The organism is Streptomyces sp. ITFR-21 (genome assembly GCF_031844685.1).
Taxonomy (GTDB): Bacteria; Actinomycetota; Actinomycetes; order Streptomycetales; family Streptomycetaceae; genus Actinacidiphila.
Window position 1 is genome coordinate 6,760,832 of the sequence record NZ_CP134605.1, and the last position, 16,139, is coordinate 6,776,970.

Consider the following 16,139-nt stretch of genomic DNA (forward strand, 5'->3'; position numbering starts at 1 on the left):
GCGCGGGCGCGGGCCCGTGGTCGGTGCCGGGGGCCGGGGTGCCGGGGCCCGGGTGCCGCCGGCCTCGGAGGCCGTGCGGCGGCGGGCGGCGGGGCGTCCGTGGCGGTTCCCGCCGGGTCCCGGTTCGCCGGGCCTGCGCGGTTCCAGGGGCTGCCGTGTGGATCTGAGCGGTGTAGCGGGGCCCGGCCGGCACGTCTGCCGCGTTCCGGCCGGTCGGCGACGCGTCACCTCCCTCCTCGGCCTCGCAGCCGCACGCGCCGGACCCCGCTCCGCCTCCGCGGATCCACACGACAGCTCCTCGACGTCCCGCGGGTGGGCGGGACGTCGGTGCCGCGCACCGGCGGCCGTGGGGCGGCGTGTCGCGCTCCTCAGGGCCGCGGCCCGGGGACGTGGAACGCGACGGCGGCGCGGTGCCCCGGCGGGACCAGCACGTCGGTCAGCGACCAGTCGGCCGGCGGGACCGCGGTCGGACCCGAGCCGACGTAGTCCGCCGCCGGGTCGGCGGACAGACCGACGCCGCGGCCCTTGAGGTACGCCTCCTTGCGGGTCCAGACCCTGGTGAACGCCGGCGTGCGCTCGGCCGGGGCGGGCAGGGCCAGCCCGGCCGCCTCCCGGGGGTGCAGTACGTGGGCGGTCTCGGCCACCGTACGCGCCGCCGGGACCGCCTCCACGTCCACCCCGACCGGTGCGGTGGCGAAGGCCAGCAGGCTCAGATCGGCGCAGTGTGACAGCGAGAAGCGCAGCGCGTCGCCCGGGACCACCGGACGGCCGTGCGGGCCGCCGCAGTCGCATGCACGGTGCCCGCTCCACGGACACCTCGCGCGGCGACAGCCCGAGGTACGCCCCGAGCAGCCGGCGCGGTCCCACATGGGCGCACACGTGCGCGTCGCGGTCGGTCCCGTACAGGAACTCCGCAGCGCGGGCCAGCTCCTGTTCGTCCAGCACGGCCGGCGCGTGCCGTGCGGCGTGCGCCCGGTGCGCGGTGGCGTCGACCAGCCACACCTCGGGCGCGTCGGTCAGCGCCGACGTGGGCACCGCCGCCGCGTACGGGGTGCCGAGCGAGGTCGGTATCAGCAGCCCGTCAGGCGGGGAACCGGCCGGGGGCGGGACGGGCGGGGGTCGGGAACAGCGGATGCCTCATGGCTGCCTCACACGGATGCGGGGAGGGGTTCGCGGACGTCGGCGGGTGCGGGGGCCCCGGGGGGCCGGGTGTGCGGTGGCGGGCTGCACGGTGGTCTGGATGGTGGTCTGCCGAGCGGTGGCGGGCCGTGCGGCCGTGGGGGGCGGGGCGGGCCGCCGCGGCCTCGGCGACGTCACGGCCGGGGTGGAACTTCACCCACGTCCGTACCCGGGGGAAGTCGTTCCGCAGGAAGCGCGGTTGCTGCCGGACGATCTCCTCGGTGAAGGTGCCGTGGCTGGCGGAGCGCAGCCGGAAGCCGGTCCCGCCGCCGGTCCCGTCGGTGTCGGTATCGCCGTCGCCCAGCACGTCGCGGACCGCGGACCGCCCGGCCAGCCGCGCCGCTTCGGCCGCGCCGACCACCGTCATCCCGCCGAGCCCCGGCTTCGCGCCCTGCCCTGTCTTCAGCGCGAAGCCGGGCCGGCCGGACTCCAGCAGCGGGCGGCTGCCCGGGTCGCTGTGGACGAGGTTCCAGACCTCGGGGTCGGCGTCCTCGGTGGACTGCTGGACGACCACCCCGCCCACGCCGTCGGCGACTTCTCCGGCGTACGCGGCGATCCTGGCCAGCAGCGCGGAGCGGGTTCCGCCCGCGTCGCCCCGCGCCGGTGGCCGTGCACCGGGACCATGTTCTCGCCGATGACCATCGGGATGCCCAGTCGTGCCGCCCGCCGGCTCGCGGCCACCCCGAGGTCGCGCTGCCCGCCCGGGTGGAGCCGAACGCGATGAGGTAGAGCGGCAGTTCACTGGCGAAGCCGCCGACCGTGGTCCGCAGGTCCACATCGTCGTAGAGCGGCTCGCGGCCCAGTTCGATCAGCTTCTCCAGCCGCCGCGGCACGAACACCGGCGGCGCCAGCCGCGCCAGGTCCAACTCGTCGCCGGGAAGCGGCGCGTGGCCGCCCTCGCGGTACGGGTCCGCGCCGAACAGCTCGGCGCCGTAGGCGCCGGCCGGCGGGAACGCCTCGGCTGTTCCGCGCCGGGCCCGTTCCGCCTGCTCGGGGAAGCCGGCCGCCCGCAGCGCGCTCACGGTGCCACCACCCCGGGGAGCTTCGGGCAGGCGCTGACCTGCCACAGGGCGTCGAGTCCGGTGAGGAAGCGGACCAGCCGCTGCACCCCCATGCCGAAGCCGGCGCTGGACGGGATGCCCTCGCGGGCCAGATCCGGGTACCAGGCGTACTTCGCCGGGCTCGCACCGCTCTCCCGCATCCGGGTGTCGATGGTGGCGTAGTCCGCCTCGCGTTCGCTGCCGCTGACCAGCTCACCGAAGCCGCCGTGTGCGATCAGGTCGAAGTTCCGCAGCACCCCGGGGCGTTCGGGATCCTCCCGGTCGCAGAAGCCGCGTAAGCCCTTCGGGTAGTCGTTGATGAAGAACGGGCGGTCGGCCTCCAGCGAGAGCAGCTTCTCGCCCGCCCAGTCGATCTCGGCGTCGGGGCTCTGCCCGTGTCCCCTGGCGGGCCAGCCGGGCGACCGCCTCCTCGTGGCTGAGCTCGTCGTACTTCCCCGTCAGCAGCTCCGCGAAGTCCAATTCGTCCCGGCCGAGTTCCCGCAGGACGTGCGGGACGGCGCGCCACACGTGGCCGACCACCCGGGTCAGCAGGCCCGCCGCGACCTCCTGCACCTCGGGCCGGCTCGCGCCGGCCATCTCCACGTCCACCTGGTGGAACTCCACCGGGTGCCGCGGGCCGGGGCACCCGGGCGGTGCCGTATCGCCGGGCCGGGCCCCGGGCCGGGGCCCGGGTGCAGACCACTAAGATATCCTTAGTGGACCTTTCGCTAAGGAGAACATGATGTCGAAGCTGGGGATCGTCGTGGCGAGTACCAGGCCCGGTCGGCTGGGGCTGCCCATCGCCCAGTGGTTCGAGGGGGAGGCCCGCACCCACGCGGGCTTCGCCGAGGTCGGGCTGATCGACCTGGCCGAGGTGGGCCTGCCGTTCATGAACGAGCCCAACCACCCCCGGTTCGCCCGCTACACTCATCAGCACACCGTCGACTGGAGCGCCCGGGTCGACGCCGTGGACGCCTTCGTCTTCGTGATGCCGGAGTACAACTACGGCTTCAACGCGGAGCTGAAGAACGCGATCGACTACCTGCACAACGAGTGGCGGTACAAGCCGGTCGGCTTCGTCAGCTACGGCGGGGTGTCGGCCGGCACCCGCGCGGTGCAGATGATCAAGCAGGTCGTCACCGCGCTGAAGATGACGCCGGTCACCGAAGCGGTCTCCATCCCGTTCGTCCACCAGTTCATCGACGACGAGGACGGCCTGGTCCCCAACGAGGTGATGACCGCCGCCGCCAAGTCCATGCTGGACGAGCTGGTACGGATCGAGGCGACGCTGCGCGTGCTGCGGCCCGCTCCGGGCCAGGCGCCGCAGGACGTGTGAAAACGACGGGGGCATACGGTGTCCGAAGGGTCCGGGGCGGGCGTCCACCAGGTGTGCGAGCGGTTCCACGCCGCCATCGAGCTGATCGGCGGCCGCTGGACCGGCGCCATCCTGCGCGCGGTCTTCACCGGTCAGCACCGCTTCGCCCACATACGGGCCGCGGTGCCCGGCCTCAGCGACACCATGCTGGCCCAGCGGCTGCGGACCCTGGAGGCACACGGCCTCCTCGAACGCCGCGCCGCCGGGACCGGCTCGGCCGCGCAGCCCGAGTACCACCTCACCCGGAAGGGCGAGGAGCTGGGCCCGGTACTCGACGCGGTGATCGCCTGGTCGCACCGCTGGATCACCCTTCCGGCGGACCCCTCCGGGCCGTGAGCGACCGCCGTCCGCCGGCAGGGCCGGGACCCCGCCGCCGACACCGGCGGGGTCCCGCCACCGGTACGGCTCAGCCCGCCGCTGCCGCCGGGGCGGGACGCGGCCGGGCGCCCGGGTCGGCCGCCCCGGGGGAGGCCGGGGTCAGCGCCCGCAGGATGCCCTCCACGCTCTGCTTGGCGTCACCGAAGAGCATCCGGGTGTTCTCCCGGAAGAACAGCGGATTCTGCACCCCGGCGTACCCGGAGGCCATGGACCGCTTGAAGACGACCACCTGCTCCGCCTCCCACACCCGCAGCACCGGCATCCCGGCGATCGGGCTGCCCGGGTCCTCCATCGCCGCCGGGTTCACCGTGTCGTTGGCGCCGATGACCAGGACCACGGACGTACGGGCGAAGTCGTCGTTGATCTCGTCCATCTCCAGCACCACGTCGTAGGGCACCTTCGCCTCGGCCAGCAGCACGTTCATGTGTCCCGGCAGCCGTCCGGCGACCGGGTGCACCCCGAAGCGGACCTCCACCCCGCGCTCGCGCAGCGCCCGGGTCAGCTCGGCCACCGGGTGCTGGGCCTGGGCGACGGCCATGCCGTAGCCGGGGGTGATGATCACCGAGCCGGCGCTCTCCAGCAGCGCGGCCGTCTCCTCCGCGGTGGTCTCCCGGTGCTCGCCCTGCTCGGTGTCACCGCCCGCCGGGGCCTCGATGCCGAAGCCGCCGGCGATGACCGAGATGAACGACCGGTTCATCGCCTTGCACATGATGTACGACAGGTACGCGCCGGAGGAGCCGACCAGCGCGCCGGTGACGATGAGCAGGTTGTTGTCCAGCAGGAAGCCCGCGGCAGCGGCGGCCCAGCCCGAGTAGCTGTTGAGCATCGAGACCACCACCGGCATGTCCCCGCCGCCGATGGAGGCGACCAGGTGCCAGCCGAGCAGCAGCGCCAGCGCGGTGATCGCGATGACCAGTCCCAGGCTCGGGTGCACCGCGAACCACACGGTCAGACCGACGAAGGCCGCCAGTGCGCCCAGGTTGAGGACGTTCTTGCCCGGCAGCATCAGCGGCCGGGACTTGATCCGCGCCGACAGCTTGAGGAAGGCGATCAGCGAGCCGGTGAAGGTGACCGCGCCGATGAAGATGCCGATGAACACCTCGGCGTGGTGGATGCGCAGCAGATCCGCGGCCACCGCGGTCTGCGCCGAGCCGCGCGCCTCCACCTCGTAGTAGCTGTTCCAGCCGACGAGTACGGCGGCCAGGCCGACGAAGCTGTGCAGGACCGCGATGAGCTCGGGCATCCCGGTCATCGCCACCACACGGGCGCGCCACAGGCCCAGCACGGCGCCGGCCGCCATGGCGGCCGCGATGAGGCCCACCGCGCCGCCGGAGATGTCCCGGGAGGCGAAGACGACGGTCGCGACCAGTGCCAGGGCCATCCCGCAGACCCCGAAGACCACCCCGACCCGCGAGGTGCGGTGCTGGGAGAGCCCGGCCAGGCTCAGGATGAACAGCAGCGCGGCGACGACGTCCGCGGACTGGGATGCGGTACTGGCGTTCATATGCGGCCTCAGTCCTTCGAGAACATGCCGAGCATGCGGCGGGTGACGGCGAAGCCTCCGAAGATGTTGACACTGGTCAACAGGATCGCCACGAACGACAGCACGGTCACCACGACCGGGTCGTGCCCGATCTGCAGCAGCGCCCCGATGACCACGATTCCGGAGATCGCGTTGGTGACCGACATCAGCGGGGTGTGCAGCGCGTGGTGCACCTTGCCGATGACGTAGTAGCCGATCACCACGGCCAGTGTGAACACCGTGAAGTTCTCCGCCAGCTGGGCCGGGGAGTAGGCGATCAGCAGGAACAGCGCGACCATGCCGAGGCCGATCAGGGAGAACCGGACCGGGGCCGTCATCCGCCGCTTCGGCGCCGGCGGCGCGACCGGGGCGGGCGGCGCGACCGCCGGGGCGGCCGACACCTGGACCGGCGGTGGCGGCCAGGTCTTCGCCCCGTCCCGCACCACTGTCACCGACCGCTGCACCACGTCGTCGAAGTCCAGCCGTACCCGCCCGTCCTTCCCCGGCGTCAGCAGCTTCAGCAGGTTGACCAGGTTGCTGCCGTACAGCTGCGACGCCTGCGCGGGCAGCCGGCCCGCCAGGTCGGTGTAGCCGATGATCGTCACCCCGTTGCCGGTGACGACCGCCTTGCCCGCGACGGTGCCCGCCACGTTGCCGCCCTGCGCCGCGGCCATGTCCACGATGACGCTGCCGGGCTTCATGCCCGCCACGTCCTCGGCGGTGAGCAGCTTGGGCGCGGGCCGGCCCGGGATCAGCGCCGTGGTGATCACGACGTCGACGTCGACCGCCTGCTCGCGGTAGATCTCCGCGGCCCGGCGGTCGTACGCCTCCGAGGTGGCCCGTGCGTAGCCGTCGCCGGCCGACTCCTGCGGCACCTCCACGGCCAGGAACTCCCCGCCCAGCGACCGTACCTGGTCGGCGACCTCCGGCCGCGGATCGGTGGCCCGTACGATCGCGCCCAGGCTGCTGGCCGCCCCGATCGCCGCGAGCCCCGCCACACCGGCGCCCGCCACCAGCACCTTCGCCGGCGGCACCTTGCCCGCGGCGGTGACCTGCCCGGTGAAGAACCGGCCGAAGGCGTGCGCGGCCTCGATCACCGCCCGGTAGCCGGCGATGTTGGCCATCGAACTGAGCACGTCCAGGGACTGGGCCCGGGAGATCCGCGGTACCGCGTCCATGGCCAGTACGGTGATGGGCCGCCGCGCGAGGTCGTCGAGGAGTTCGGGGTCGAGCCCCGGGCCGATCAGCCCGACCAGCGTCGCGCCCTCCCGCAGCCGGCCGATCTCCTCGCGGGAGGGCGCGTTCACCTTCAGGACGACATCGGCCTGCCATGCCTCGCCGATCCGCGCACCGGCCTGGACATAGGCGTCGTCGGTGAAACCCGAGGCCGTACCGGCCCCCGACTCCACGACCACCTCGTAGCCCAGGCCCAGGATCTGGCGGACGCCGGTCGGCGTCGCCGCGACCCGGGTCTCCCCGGCCGCCGATTCGGCGGCGACGCCGATCTGCTGTGGAGCTGAAACGGACATCGTTATCCTTCTCACCTGACAATGGGCAGACGGAACAGGACCGGTCGACAGCGTGCGGGCACGCAGAAGACAGTGAACGACCCCGACCCGCCGCACAAGCCTTCGACGCGGCGGACCGGTCCCCGCGCGCCCGCGGCCTCGACCGATCCGCACGTTACCGAGTCCCGGCCCCCGACCCGCCGATCCCGGCCCCGAGCTGCCGGTCGGGGCGCGGCGGCGGCACCGCGGTGCCGCCGCGGCTCAGACCGCCGTGACGGTGACGCCGGCGTCCTCGAACCGGGCTACCGTGTCCGGGGAGACGCCCTGGTCGGTGACGAGCACGTCCACCAGGCCGATCGCGCACACCTTGGCGAACGCGCGCCTGCCGATCTTGGAGGAGTCGGCGGCCACGACCACCCGGCTCGCCTGCTCGGCGAGCATCCGGTTGACGCTGGCCTCGTCCTCGTCGTGCGCGAAGGCGCCCAGCGCCGGGTCGAGAGCGCCGACACCCAGCACGGCGAGGTCCAGAGTGACCTCCTGGAGCACGCTGCGGGCCAGCGGGCCGGTCAGTTCGTACGACTGGGACCGTACGACTCCGCCGGTCACCACGATCTTGATCTGCGGTCTGACCACCAGTTCACCGGCGATGTTCAGCGCGTTGGTCACCACCGTCAGGGCGGGCTGCCGGTCGCTGCCGGCCGCTCCCTCGGCGGCGATGTCCGCGCGCAGCGCCAGCGCCCTGGCCACCTCCGTCGTGGTCGTGCCCCCGGTCAGCCCCACCACGTCGCCGACCGCCACCAGCGCGGCCACCGCCTGCCCGATGCGCTGCTTCTGGGAGGCGTGCCGGGCCGTCTTGTAGCGCAGCGGCAGCTCGTACGACACCCCGTTGGCGACCGCCCCGCCCCGGGTCCTGGTCAGCACCCGCTGTTCGGCGAGCCGGTCCAGGTCGCGGCGGATGGTGGCGGCCGACACGTTCAGCGCGACGGCCGCCTCGTCCACCTCCAGCCGGCCCTGCCCGGCCAGCAGGTCGAGCAGCGCGGACCACCGGGCATCGCGGGACACGGGCGCCGCCTCCTCATCACCGGAAACCGGGAAAGCGCCGGACCGTACCGAACGCTGCTCGATCCTAGGTACTGCGGGGCCCTCCCGGATACCGGGGCCCGCGGTCCGCCGCAGACCCCGGCGGACGGACCCACGGTGCGCCGGCCGGGGTCCGCGCCGGGCTCACCGGCCGCCGCCGGTCGCCCCGCAGGTCCGGCGCGGACCGACCGGTACGGAGCGCGGCGGCCGGGGGAGGCCGGCCGCCCCCGGGCCCGCTCCGGTACCCGGCCTCAGGCCGGCAGCGCCACCGAGATCGCGTCCCACAGCGCCAGCCTCGCCTGGAGCGCCTCGCGTACCGTCGCCGCGCACTGCTCCCAGCGGGCCGGGTCGTCTCCGCACAGGTCGATGAGCATCTGCATCGCCATCGGGGTGTGCTGCTCGCCGTCGACCTCGATGTGCCGGGCCAGGTAGTCCTTGAAGACCCCCAGCCGGCCCTCCTCGTCGGGAATCCGCACCACCTGCTCGAACATCTCCGGGATCAGGTCCTCCCGGCCGAAGGCGAAGGCGGCGGCCTGGCAGTGCACGGGCGCGTTCTCGATGATCCGCCAGGTCACCGCCATGAAGTCGGCCGAGGACTGCGGGATCTCGGCGCGCTTGGCGGCCTCGGCGACCGCGGTGCCCTCGCCGAGCAGGGCGAGGAAGGCCCGCACCGGACCGGTCGCGGCCCCGGTGCGCTCCATGCCGTCCAGGTACAGCTCGAAGTGGCTGGTGTAACCCTCGCCCAGCTCGTCGCTCTCCTCCACCAGTACGATCTCGTTGATCAGCCGGCGGCTGGCGGTCGGGCCGCTGGGCACCCAGGGCAGCGCCACGCAGGTCAGCTTGAGCTGGAGGCTCTTGAGCAGGGACATGAAGTCCCAGACGGCGAAGACATGGCTCTCCTGGAAGGCGCGCACCTGCTCCAGCGTGTCGAGCCGGCGGTACAGGCCGTGTTCGAGGACCTGTCGCCGTACCGGGTCGACGGCGGTCCGCAGCGAGGTCAGCCCCGGATGCGAGCGGTCCCAGTGGTAGCGGTCGTTGGCAGGGCTCATCGGTACTCCTGACGCAGAATCGGGCAGAGGGGTGAGGGTGAGGGTGAGGGTGAGGGTGAGGGTGAGGGTGAGAGTGAGGGGGTCGGGAGGGGGCTTCACCTGACGGCGGCGCGGACCGCCTCGCGCAGCTGGTCCGGTTGCGGTTGCAGTGCCCGGTCCAGCTCCGGGGCGAAGGGCAGCACCGCGCCGTCCGGGCGGGTCACCCGCCGCGGCGGGGCCTGGAGCAGCCCCTCCTCGGCGGCGGCGGCGAGGAGTTCGGCCGCGAAGCCGCAGCCGCGGTTGGCGTCGTCGTAGACGACGAGCCGGCGGGTGCGGCGCAGCGACCCGCGCAGCGCGTCCCAGTCGAAGGGGTGCAGCGTCCGCGGGTCGAGCACCTCGACCGACACCTCGCCGGCCAGGTCGTCCGCGACCGCGAGCGCCTCGGCGACCAGGTGCCCGACGGCCACCACCGTCACGTCCGTCCCCGGCCGGCGCAGCCGCGCGGACCCCAGCGGCACCGGCGGCGGCGGTCCGGTCACGTCCTCGCGCAGGCCCATCGCAGCGGCCGGCGCGAACAGCACCACCGGGTCGTCGTCCTCGACGGCCGCCCGCAGCAGCCCGTAGGCGTCGGCCGGCGCGGCCGGGACGACGGTCTTCACACCGGCGTGCACGAACAGGCCGTACGGATGGTCGGAGTGCTGCCCCGCCCAGCCGGCCCGCGAACCGGAACCGGGGACGACGAAGGTGACCGGCACCCGCACCTGGCCGCCCGTCATCAGCCGGAACTTGTGCGCCTGGTTGACGATCTGCTCGAAGACCAGGAACAGCAGCGACGGGATCTGGAACTCCACCACCGGCCGCATCCCGCTCAGCGCGGCGCCGACCGCGAACGAGGTGAACGCCTGCTCCGACAGCGGCATGTCCAGCACCCGGTCGGGGCCGAACCGCTTCTGCAGGCCCAGCGTCGGCCCGGCCAGGCCCGCGCCCACGTCCTCGCCGAGCACACAGACGGCCGGATCGGCCGCCATGCTGTCGGCCAGCGCCCGGTTCAGTGCCTTGGTGTACGACAGCCAGGTCACGGCGACACCCCCGGGCGCGCCGGCGGGCCGACCGCGTACAGGAAGTCGCCGGCGCCGGCCGGGTCGGGGCGCGGCGCGGCGAGCGCCCACGCGGCGGCGGCCCGCAGCCGCCCGGCCACCTCGGCGTCGATCCGGTCGGCCTCGGGGATCCGCGGCCGGAGCCGGTCCAGCGGGTCGCGGGTCCGCCAGAGCGCCACCTCCTGCTCGGAGCGGTAGGTCAGCCGCAACCGCCGCTCCATGGTGTGGTGGCCTTCGAAACGGTAGGTGCGGCACTCCAGGAAGCCCGGCCCGCCACCCGACCTGGCCCGCGCCACGGCTTCGGCCGCCGCCCGGTGCACCGCGTCGGCGTCCATGCCGTCCACCGCCACCGCGGGCACCGCGAAGGCGGCGGCCCGGCCCAGCGCGCTGCCGCCGACCGCCGCCGCGGCCGGGAGCGTGGTGGCGTAGCCGTTGTTCTCGCAGACGAAGACCACTGGCGCCCGCCGGACCGACGCCAGGTTCAACGCCTCCAGCAGCACGCCCTGATTGAGGGCGCCGTCGCCGAAGAAGCAGGCGACGACGGTGTCGCGGCCGAACCGCCGGGCGGCCCAGGCGGCACCCACCGCGACGGCCGCGCCCGCGCCGACCATGCCGTTGGCGCCGAGGATGCCCAGCGACACATCGGCGGCGTGCATCGAACCGCCCCGGCCCCGGTTCAACCCGGCCTCCCGGCCGGCTAGTTCGGCCAGCAGCCGGGCCGGGTCCGCGCCCTTGGCGAGCACATGGCCGTGGCCGCGGTGGGTGCTGGTGAGCTGGTCGCCCGGCGCCAGCGCCGCGCACACCCCGACCGCCACCGCCTCCTGCCCGAGGTAGGGGTGGATCCCGCCGGGGATCTCCCCGGCGCGCTCCCACTCCAGCGCGAGCGTGTCGAACTCCCGGATCAGCCGCATCATCCGGTAGCGGCCGGCCGGGGTGCCCAGATCGGGCGGCGGCGCCGGGGGCGCGGCGGTCACAGCTCCCCCCGCCACAGCACCGGGCAGAACTCCGGGTCGGCGTAGTCCGGTTCGCCGCCGGGGGTGCGGCGGACCAGCACGTCGTGGTTGTAGACCACCGGTTCGCCGTCGCCGCGCAGGAAGCGGCGGTAGCGGTTGCCGCCGTCCTGGAGGTGCAGCGACACCGCCCGGCGCGGCCGGTCCGACCGGTTGGGGCCGCTGCCGTGGTACGTGCGGCAGTGGTGGAAGCTGACGTGGCCGCGCGGGATCTCCACCGGCACCCTGCTGATCGTCGCGCCGTTGAAGGCGGCGTTGTCGGCGAGGAGCTGCTCCAGTTCGCTGTTGTCGCGGGCGGCGAAGTGCCGGGTCGAGTCGTCGCCTCCGGGCAGCTCCTGCCAGCGGTGGCTGCCGTCGACCATGGTGATGGTGCCCATCTCGACGGTGCAGTCGTGGAACGGGACGAACGCGGTGAGCATCCGCTGCGAGGTGGACGTCTGCCAGTAGTGCTTGTCGAAGTGCCAGGGCACCAGGTTGCTCGGCTCGTCCGCGATCGGCGGCTTGAGGATCAGCGTCGACTGGAAGATCCGGATCTCCTCGGCCCTGGCCAGCCGCGCGGCGACCGCGCCGAGCAGCGGCTTGCGCAGGATCGCGCCGATCGCCTCGCTCTCGTAGTGCACATAGTCGTTGTGCCGCTGGACCGGGCCGTCCGACGGCTGCCAGGACGCCAAGGTGCTCGGTTTCGCGGGCAGTTCACGGTCGCGGTGCCCGGCGTAGTAGACCTCGGTGGCCTCCTGCAGCGCGTCCAGCTCGGCGTCGGAGAAGATCCGCCCGGACAGGTACCAGCCGTGCTCGGCGTAGTCGAGGGCCTCCTCGACGGTGGGCAGCCCGGCGGCCTCCTCGTCGGTCAGGGCGAAGGCAGCTGCGGTCGTGGTGACGGTCATACGGGTACTCCCGAAGGGCGGTACGAAGCGGTGGGGGAAGGGGCGCGGCGGCGCGGGCGGTCGAGGCGGCGTGGGCTTGCGGACCGGGCCGTCACGCGGTGTCGGCGCGTTCGCGCTCCACCGCCTCGTACAGGGCCTTGATGTTCGCCGAGCCGAAGGTGCCCGCGCCCCGGCGCTCGATCAGCTCCAGGAAGAGGGTGTTGCGCGGGTGCGTGGAGCGGGTGAAGATCTGGAACAGCTGCCCGCCGTGGTCCTGGTCCACCAGCAGGTTCAGCTCCCGCAGCACCCCGGCCGCGATGCTGGTGCCGCCCAGCCGCTCCGGCAGCGCGTCGTAGTACGAGCCCGGCGTGGTCAGGAAGGTGACGCCGCGCCCGCTCAGCGTGCGGACCGCGCCGGCGATGTCGTCGGTGCGGAACGCCAGGTGCTGCACACCGGTGCCGCCGTGCGCGTCGAGGAAGCCGTCGATCTGGCCGGGTTCGCGCGCCGCGTCCGGTTCCAGCAGTGTCAGCGTCACCCCGCCGCCGGGGCTCTGCACCACCTCGGAGTTCATCGCCTGCGCGCCGATCTCCAGGTACTCGCTGAAGATCGCCGAGAAGCCCAGCGCCTCCCGGCTGTAGCGCACCGCCGCCGCCAGCTCGCCGGCCGGCACGCACACCGCCACATGGTCCACCTCCTGGAGCAGCGCGCTGGGATCGGGCTCGAAGCCGGCCAGCAGCGGGTCGTCGCGGCCGACGAAACGCAGCGCCAGGTCGCCGTAGCCGGCCACCGTCGTCGCGTCGATCCGCACCGCGCCCCGGCGTACCGCCGCCTCGGTCCTGGCGAGCGCGTCCGCGGTGTCCTCGCAGGACAGCGCCAGGACCGCGACCCCGTCACCGTGCCTGCCGACGAAGGCGCTCACCGGGTCGCCGGGGTCCGCGGCCGAGCAGAGCACCACGGTGATGCCGCCCTGCCGGGCGGTCAGCCGGGTCAGACCGGGCCGGACCGGACCGGCGGCCGGGGCCGGCTCGGCGACGGTGAATCCGTAGTCGGCGCGCAGCGCCGCCGCGTACTTGTGCGCGTCCTCGCAGTGGAACTCCACGTAGGCGATGCCGTGGACGGTCATGCGTCACTCCCCGGAGAGGTGGTACCGGTGCTCGGCGGCCCGAACACCAGGCTGAGGTTGTGTCCGCCGAAGGCGAAGGAGTTGGAGAGCACGGCCTGTGGCCGGCCGCGCCGCGCCGCGCCCCGCACATGGTCGAGGCCGTGCGCCGGGTCGGGCCGGTCGAGGTTGCGGGTCGGCGGCAGCACCCCGGCGGCCAGGGCCAGTACGCAGAAGGCCGCCTCGACCGCGCCGGACGCGCCCAGCAGATGGCCGGTCGCCCCCTTGGTCGAGCTGACCGGCGGGCCGTCCGCGCCGAACACCGCGCGCAGCGCGGCGGCTTCGGCGCTGTCGCCCAGCTTGGTGCCGGTCCCGTGCGCGTTGACGTAGCCGATGTCCCGCGGCGCGATCCCGGCCGAGCGCAGCGCGCCCCGCATCGCGTCGGCGGCGCCCTCCCCGTCGGGGCGCGGCATCGTCGGGTGGTGGGCGTCGGTGGACGCGCCCCAACCGGTCACGTCCGCGTACCCGGTGACGCCCCTGGCGCTGGCGTGCTCGGCCCGCTCCAGCACCAGCACGCCGCAGCCCTCACCCAGTACGAAGCCGTTGCGGCTGCCGTCGAACGGCCGGGAGGCGATTCCCGGGTCGCCCCAACCGGAGGCGAGCGCACGGGAGTTGGTGAAGGCGGCGGCGATCGTCGGATGCAGCGGCGACTCGCTGCCGCCGCAGACCACGACATCGGCCTCGCCGCCGCGGATCAGCCGCAGCCCCTCCGCGATCGCCTGCGCCCCGGCCGCGCAGGCGGTGACCGGTGCCGCGCTGTAGCCGCGGATGCCGTGCGCGATGGCTACCCGTGCGGCGGCCATGTTGAACAGCATTCCCGGCAGCAGGTACGGGCTGACCGCCGGCCGGCCGCGCGCCAGCCTGCGGTGCGACTGCTGCTCGAACGTCTCCAGACCGCCGCCCCCGGTGCCCAGCACCACCGCGCAGCGGTCCGCCGCCACGTCCTGCCCCACCCGGATTCCGGCGTCGGCGAGCGCGTCCGCCGACGCGGCGAGCGCCAGCAGCACGAAACGGTCCACCCACCGCGTCTCCTTCGGCGGCAGCACCTCGGTGGCCGCCAGTGCCGGCGCGATCCCGGCCGCCTCCAGCCAGCCGTGCGCGGCGTGGCCCTCCGGCGGGGCGCCGATCCCGCCCAGCCCCGCGGTGAGCGCGGCGAACACCTCGCCGGGCCTGCGCCCCAGCGGCGTGAACAGCCCGATCCCGGTGACGGTCGCCGCCGGGGTCCCGGCCGTCATCCGTCCACCCGCGCGAGGTGCCGTTCGCGCAGCAGCACCTTGCGGACCTTGCCGGTCGGCCCGAACGGGATGTCCTCGTCGGCGACCACCAGCACATCCCGTACGGTGGCCGCCACATGCGCGGGCAGCGCGGCCAGCACCTCCGCGCCGCGGTCGGCCGCCGGGTCGGCGCCGGCCGTCAGTTGGAGCAGCACGTCGGTGACCACCTTCTCCCCGCTGCGCACCGCGACCACCGTGCAGTCCAGCACCTGCGGGCAGGCGGCCAGCACCTGCTCCTCGGACAGCGCGGTGTGCAGCCGCAGGCCCCCGGGCAGGTCCACGGAGTCCACCAGCCGGTCGAGGTGGTAGTAGTAGCCCTCCTCGTCGCGGTACACGAGGTCACCGGTGAGGAAGTAGCCGCGCACCCGGGTCCGGTACGTCGTCGCCGAGTCGTTCCAGTAGCCGAGGGCGAGGGTGGGGGAGCGGGTGCCCAGCTCGCCGACCTCGCCCACTGGCAGCTCGGCGCCGTCCGGGCCCAGCACCGCGCAGTCCACGAAGGCGTGCGGGCGGCCCACGCACCGGCCGTAGCGCGCGGAGTCCGCGGAGTGGCTGATGAAGAAGTGCGAGTGGCCCATCTCGGTGGACCCCAGGCCGTCCACGAACACCGAGCCCGGCGTCCGCACCCGCCCGCCGCGCGCGGCCTGTTCGCGCGAGCCCACCGCGACCAGCCGCCTGATGTGCGCCTCATGGGCGCAGTCCCCGGTGTTCCACCACAGCGCCACCGACTCCAGGTCCCGCGCCGCCAGGTCGTGCCGCGCCAGGTCCGTCCAGGTGGTGGCGAAGCCGTAGACACTGCCCGGCCGCCAGCTCTCGATCGCGTCCAGCACCTGCGGGCCCGTCTGCCGGGAGAGCAGCAGCAGTTCGGAGCCGAAGCTGAGCGCGAGGTTGACCGCGATGAGGGTGGCCGCGTGCGGCGACGGCAGCGCGCTCAGCATCCGGTGCGAACCCTGCGGGCGCGGCAGGCCGAGCCGGTAGCGGATGGCGGCGTAGAGGCTGTCGTGCGAGTGCACCACGGCCTTGGGCAGGCCGGTGGTACCCGACGAGTGGGTGATCGCCACCGGGTCGCCGCCCCAGTGCCGGTACGGGCTCGGGGCGGCCTGCGGGTCGCCCGCGCCGAGGGCGCCGGTCACGGCCAGTACGGTGTGCGGGCGGCCCGCCAGCGCGGCCAGATGCGCCTCGTCGGCCACGATCGGGACGCCGCCGAGCCGTTCGGCCAGGTAGCGGGCGGTGCGTTCGCCGTCCAGCAGCGGGTTGACCAGCGCCGGGATCGCGCCCAGCCGGGCCAGCGCGAGGAACGCCAGTACGGTGTCGGCGGCGTTCGACGCCTGCACGGCGACGGGATCGCGGCGGCGTACGCCCTCGGAGTGCAGGGCGGCGGCCCTGGCCCGTACCGCGCGGTCGAGGTCGCGGGGTGTGAGCGGGGTGCCGGCCGAATGCCCGTCCACGGCGGTGTCGAAGGTGAGCGCGGGCCGGTCCGGGTCGAGGTCGCGCTCGATCCGGGTGGTCAGCACGTTGCCGGCGCCGACGGCCGGGTCACCGGCCAGCTCTGCGCGCAGGGTGCGGATGGTCATGGGGTGCCGATCTCCTTGGCTGTACAGGCGGTTCGCGGCATATCGGACATCGGGT

General features: G+C 74.2%; 15 protein-coding genes. 2 read left to right on the plus strand and 13 right to left on the minus strand.

Annotation, left to right across the window (positions count from 1 at the left end):
- Positions 1-368: 368 nt before the first annotated feature.
- From RLT57_RS30205 to RLT57_RS30215, 3 genes are all read right to left on the minus strand, one after another.
- Positions 369-761 carry a 4'-phosphopantetheinyl transferase family protein gene (locus RLT57_RS30205; protein WP_311300431.1) on the minus strand — a complete coding sequence of 131 codons (393 nt, stop codon included), beginning with the start codon at positions 759-761 and terminating at the stop codon, positions 369-371.
- 320 nt (positions 762-1,081) lie between these two features.
- Positions 1,082-1,702 carry a hypothetical protein gene (locus RLT57_RS30210; RefSeq protein ID WP_311300432.1) on the minus strand — a complete coding sequence of 207 codons (621 nt, stop codon included), beginning with the start codon at positions 1,700-1,702 and terminating at the stop codon, positions 1,082-1,084.
- A 495-nt stretch (positions 1,703-2,197) separates the two neighbouring features.
- Positions 2,198-2,593: an amino acid--tRNA ligase-related protein gene (locus RLT57_RS30215; protein ID WP_311300918.1), complete on the minus strand. Its 396-nt coding sequence runs from the start codon at positions 2,591-2,593 to the stop codon at positions 2,198-2,200.
- Positions 2,594-2,961: 368 nt separating this feature from the next.
- Between RLT57_RS30215 and RLT57_RS30220 the strand changes: the two genes are divergently transcribed.
- Positions 2,962-3,555, plus strand: coding sequence for an NADPH-dependent FMN reductase (locus RLT57_RS30220; RefSeq protein WP_311300919.1), 594 nt, complete (start codon positions 2,962-2,964; stop codon positions 3,553-3,555).
- Between the two features lie 18 nt (positions 3,556-3,573).
- Positions 3,574-3,930 (plus strand): winged helix-turn-helix transcriptional regulator, encoded by a 357-nt coding sequence (locus tag RLT57_RS30225; protein WP_311300433.1) that lies wholly within the window; start codon positions 3,574-3,576, stop codon positions 3,928-3,930.
- 70 nt (positions 3,931-4,000) lie between these two features.
- Here the strand turns inward: RLT57_RS30225 and pntB are convergent, their stop codons facing one another.
- The 10 genes from pntB to RLT57_RS30275 all read right to left on the minus strand — a co-directional run bounded on the left by pntB (position 4,001) and on the right by RLT57_RS30275 (position 16,084).
- Positions 4,001-5,476 carry a Re/Si-specific NAD(P)(+) transhydrogenase subunit beta gene (pntB, locus tag RLT57_RS30230; protein WP_311300434.1) on the minus strand — a complete coding sequence of 492 codons (1,476 nt, stop codon included), beginning with the start codon at positions 5,474-5,476 and terminating at the stop codon, positions 4,001-4,003.
- An 8-nt stretch (positions 5,477-5,484) separates the two neighbouring features.
- Entirely contained in the window at positions 5,485-7,023 is a 1,539-nt protein-coding gene (locus RLT57_RS30235; RefSeq protein WP_311300435.1) for a Re/Si-specific NAD(P)(+) transhydrogenase subunit alpha, read from the minus strand.
- Positions 7,024-7,263: 240 nt separating this feature from the next.
- Positions 7,264-8,064 carry a DeoR/GlpR family DNA-binding transcription regulator gene (locus RLT57_RS30240; protein ID WP_311300436.1) on the minus strand — a complete coding sequence of 267 codons (801 nt, stop codon included), beginning with the start codon at positions 8,062-8,064 and terminating at the stop codon, positions 7,264-7,266.
- Positions 8,065-8,333: 269 nt separating this feature from the next.
- Positions 8,334-9,131: a DUF3050 domain-containing protein gene (locus tag RLT57_RS30245; protein WP_311300437.1), complete on the minus strand. Its 798-nt coding sequence runs from the start codon at positions 9,129-9,131 to the stop codon at positions 8,334-8,336.
- A 95-nt stretch (positions 9,132-9,226) separates the two neighbouring features.
- A complete protein-coding gene (locus RLT57_RS30250; protein WP_311300438.1) occupies positions 9,227-10,189 on the minus strand; it encodes an alpha-ketoacid dehydrogenase subunit beta in 963 nt (320 codons plus the stop codon).
- Positions 10,186-11,181: a thiamine pyrophosphate-dependent dehydrogenase E1 component subunit alpha gene (locus RLT57_RS30255; RefSeq protein ID WP_311300439.1), complete on the minus strand. Its 996-nt coding sequence runs from the start codon at positions 11,179-11,181 to the stop codon at positions 10,186-10,188. Before RLT57_RS30255 ends, RLT57_RS30250 begins: the two co-directional genes overlap by 4 nt.
- Positions 11,178-12,101 (minus strand): phytanoyl-CoA dioxygenase family protein, encoded by a 924-nt coding sequence (locus tag RLT57_RS30260; RefSeq protein ID WP_311300440.1) that lies wholly within the window; start codon positions 12,099-12,101, stop codon positions 11,178-11,180. Before RLT57_RS30260 ends, RLT57_RS30255 begins: the two co-directional genes overlap by 4 nt.
- 91 nt (positions 12,102-12,192) lie before the next feature.
- The gene (gene hppD / locus RLT57_RS30265; protein ID WP_311300441.1) at positions 12,193-13,203 is read right to left on the minus strand and encodes a 4-hydroxyphenylpyruvate dioxygenase; all 1,011 of its coding nucleotides are present in this window, start codon (positions 13,201-13,203) and stop codon (positions 12,193-12,195) included.
- Positions 13,200-14,474, minus strand: a complete 1,275-nt coding sequence (locus RLT57_RS30270) for a beta-ketoacyl-[acyl-carrier-protein] synthase family protein (RefSeq protein ID WP_311300442.1) — start codon at positions 14,472-14,474, stop codon at positions 13,200-13,202. The genes hppD and RLT57_RS30270 overlap by 4 nt, the downstream gene beginning before the upstream one ends.
- Positions 14,471-16,084: a class I adenylate-forming enzyme family protein gene (locus RLT57_RS30275; RefSeq protein WP_311300443.1), complete on the minus strand. Its 1,614-nt coding sequence runs from the start codon at positions 16,082-16,084 to the stop codon at positions 14,471-14,473. The genes RLT57_RS30270 and RLT57_RS30275 overlap by 4 nt, the downstream gene beginning before the upstream one ends.
- Positions 16,085-16,139 lie beyond the last annotated feature (55 nt).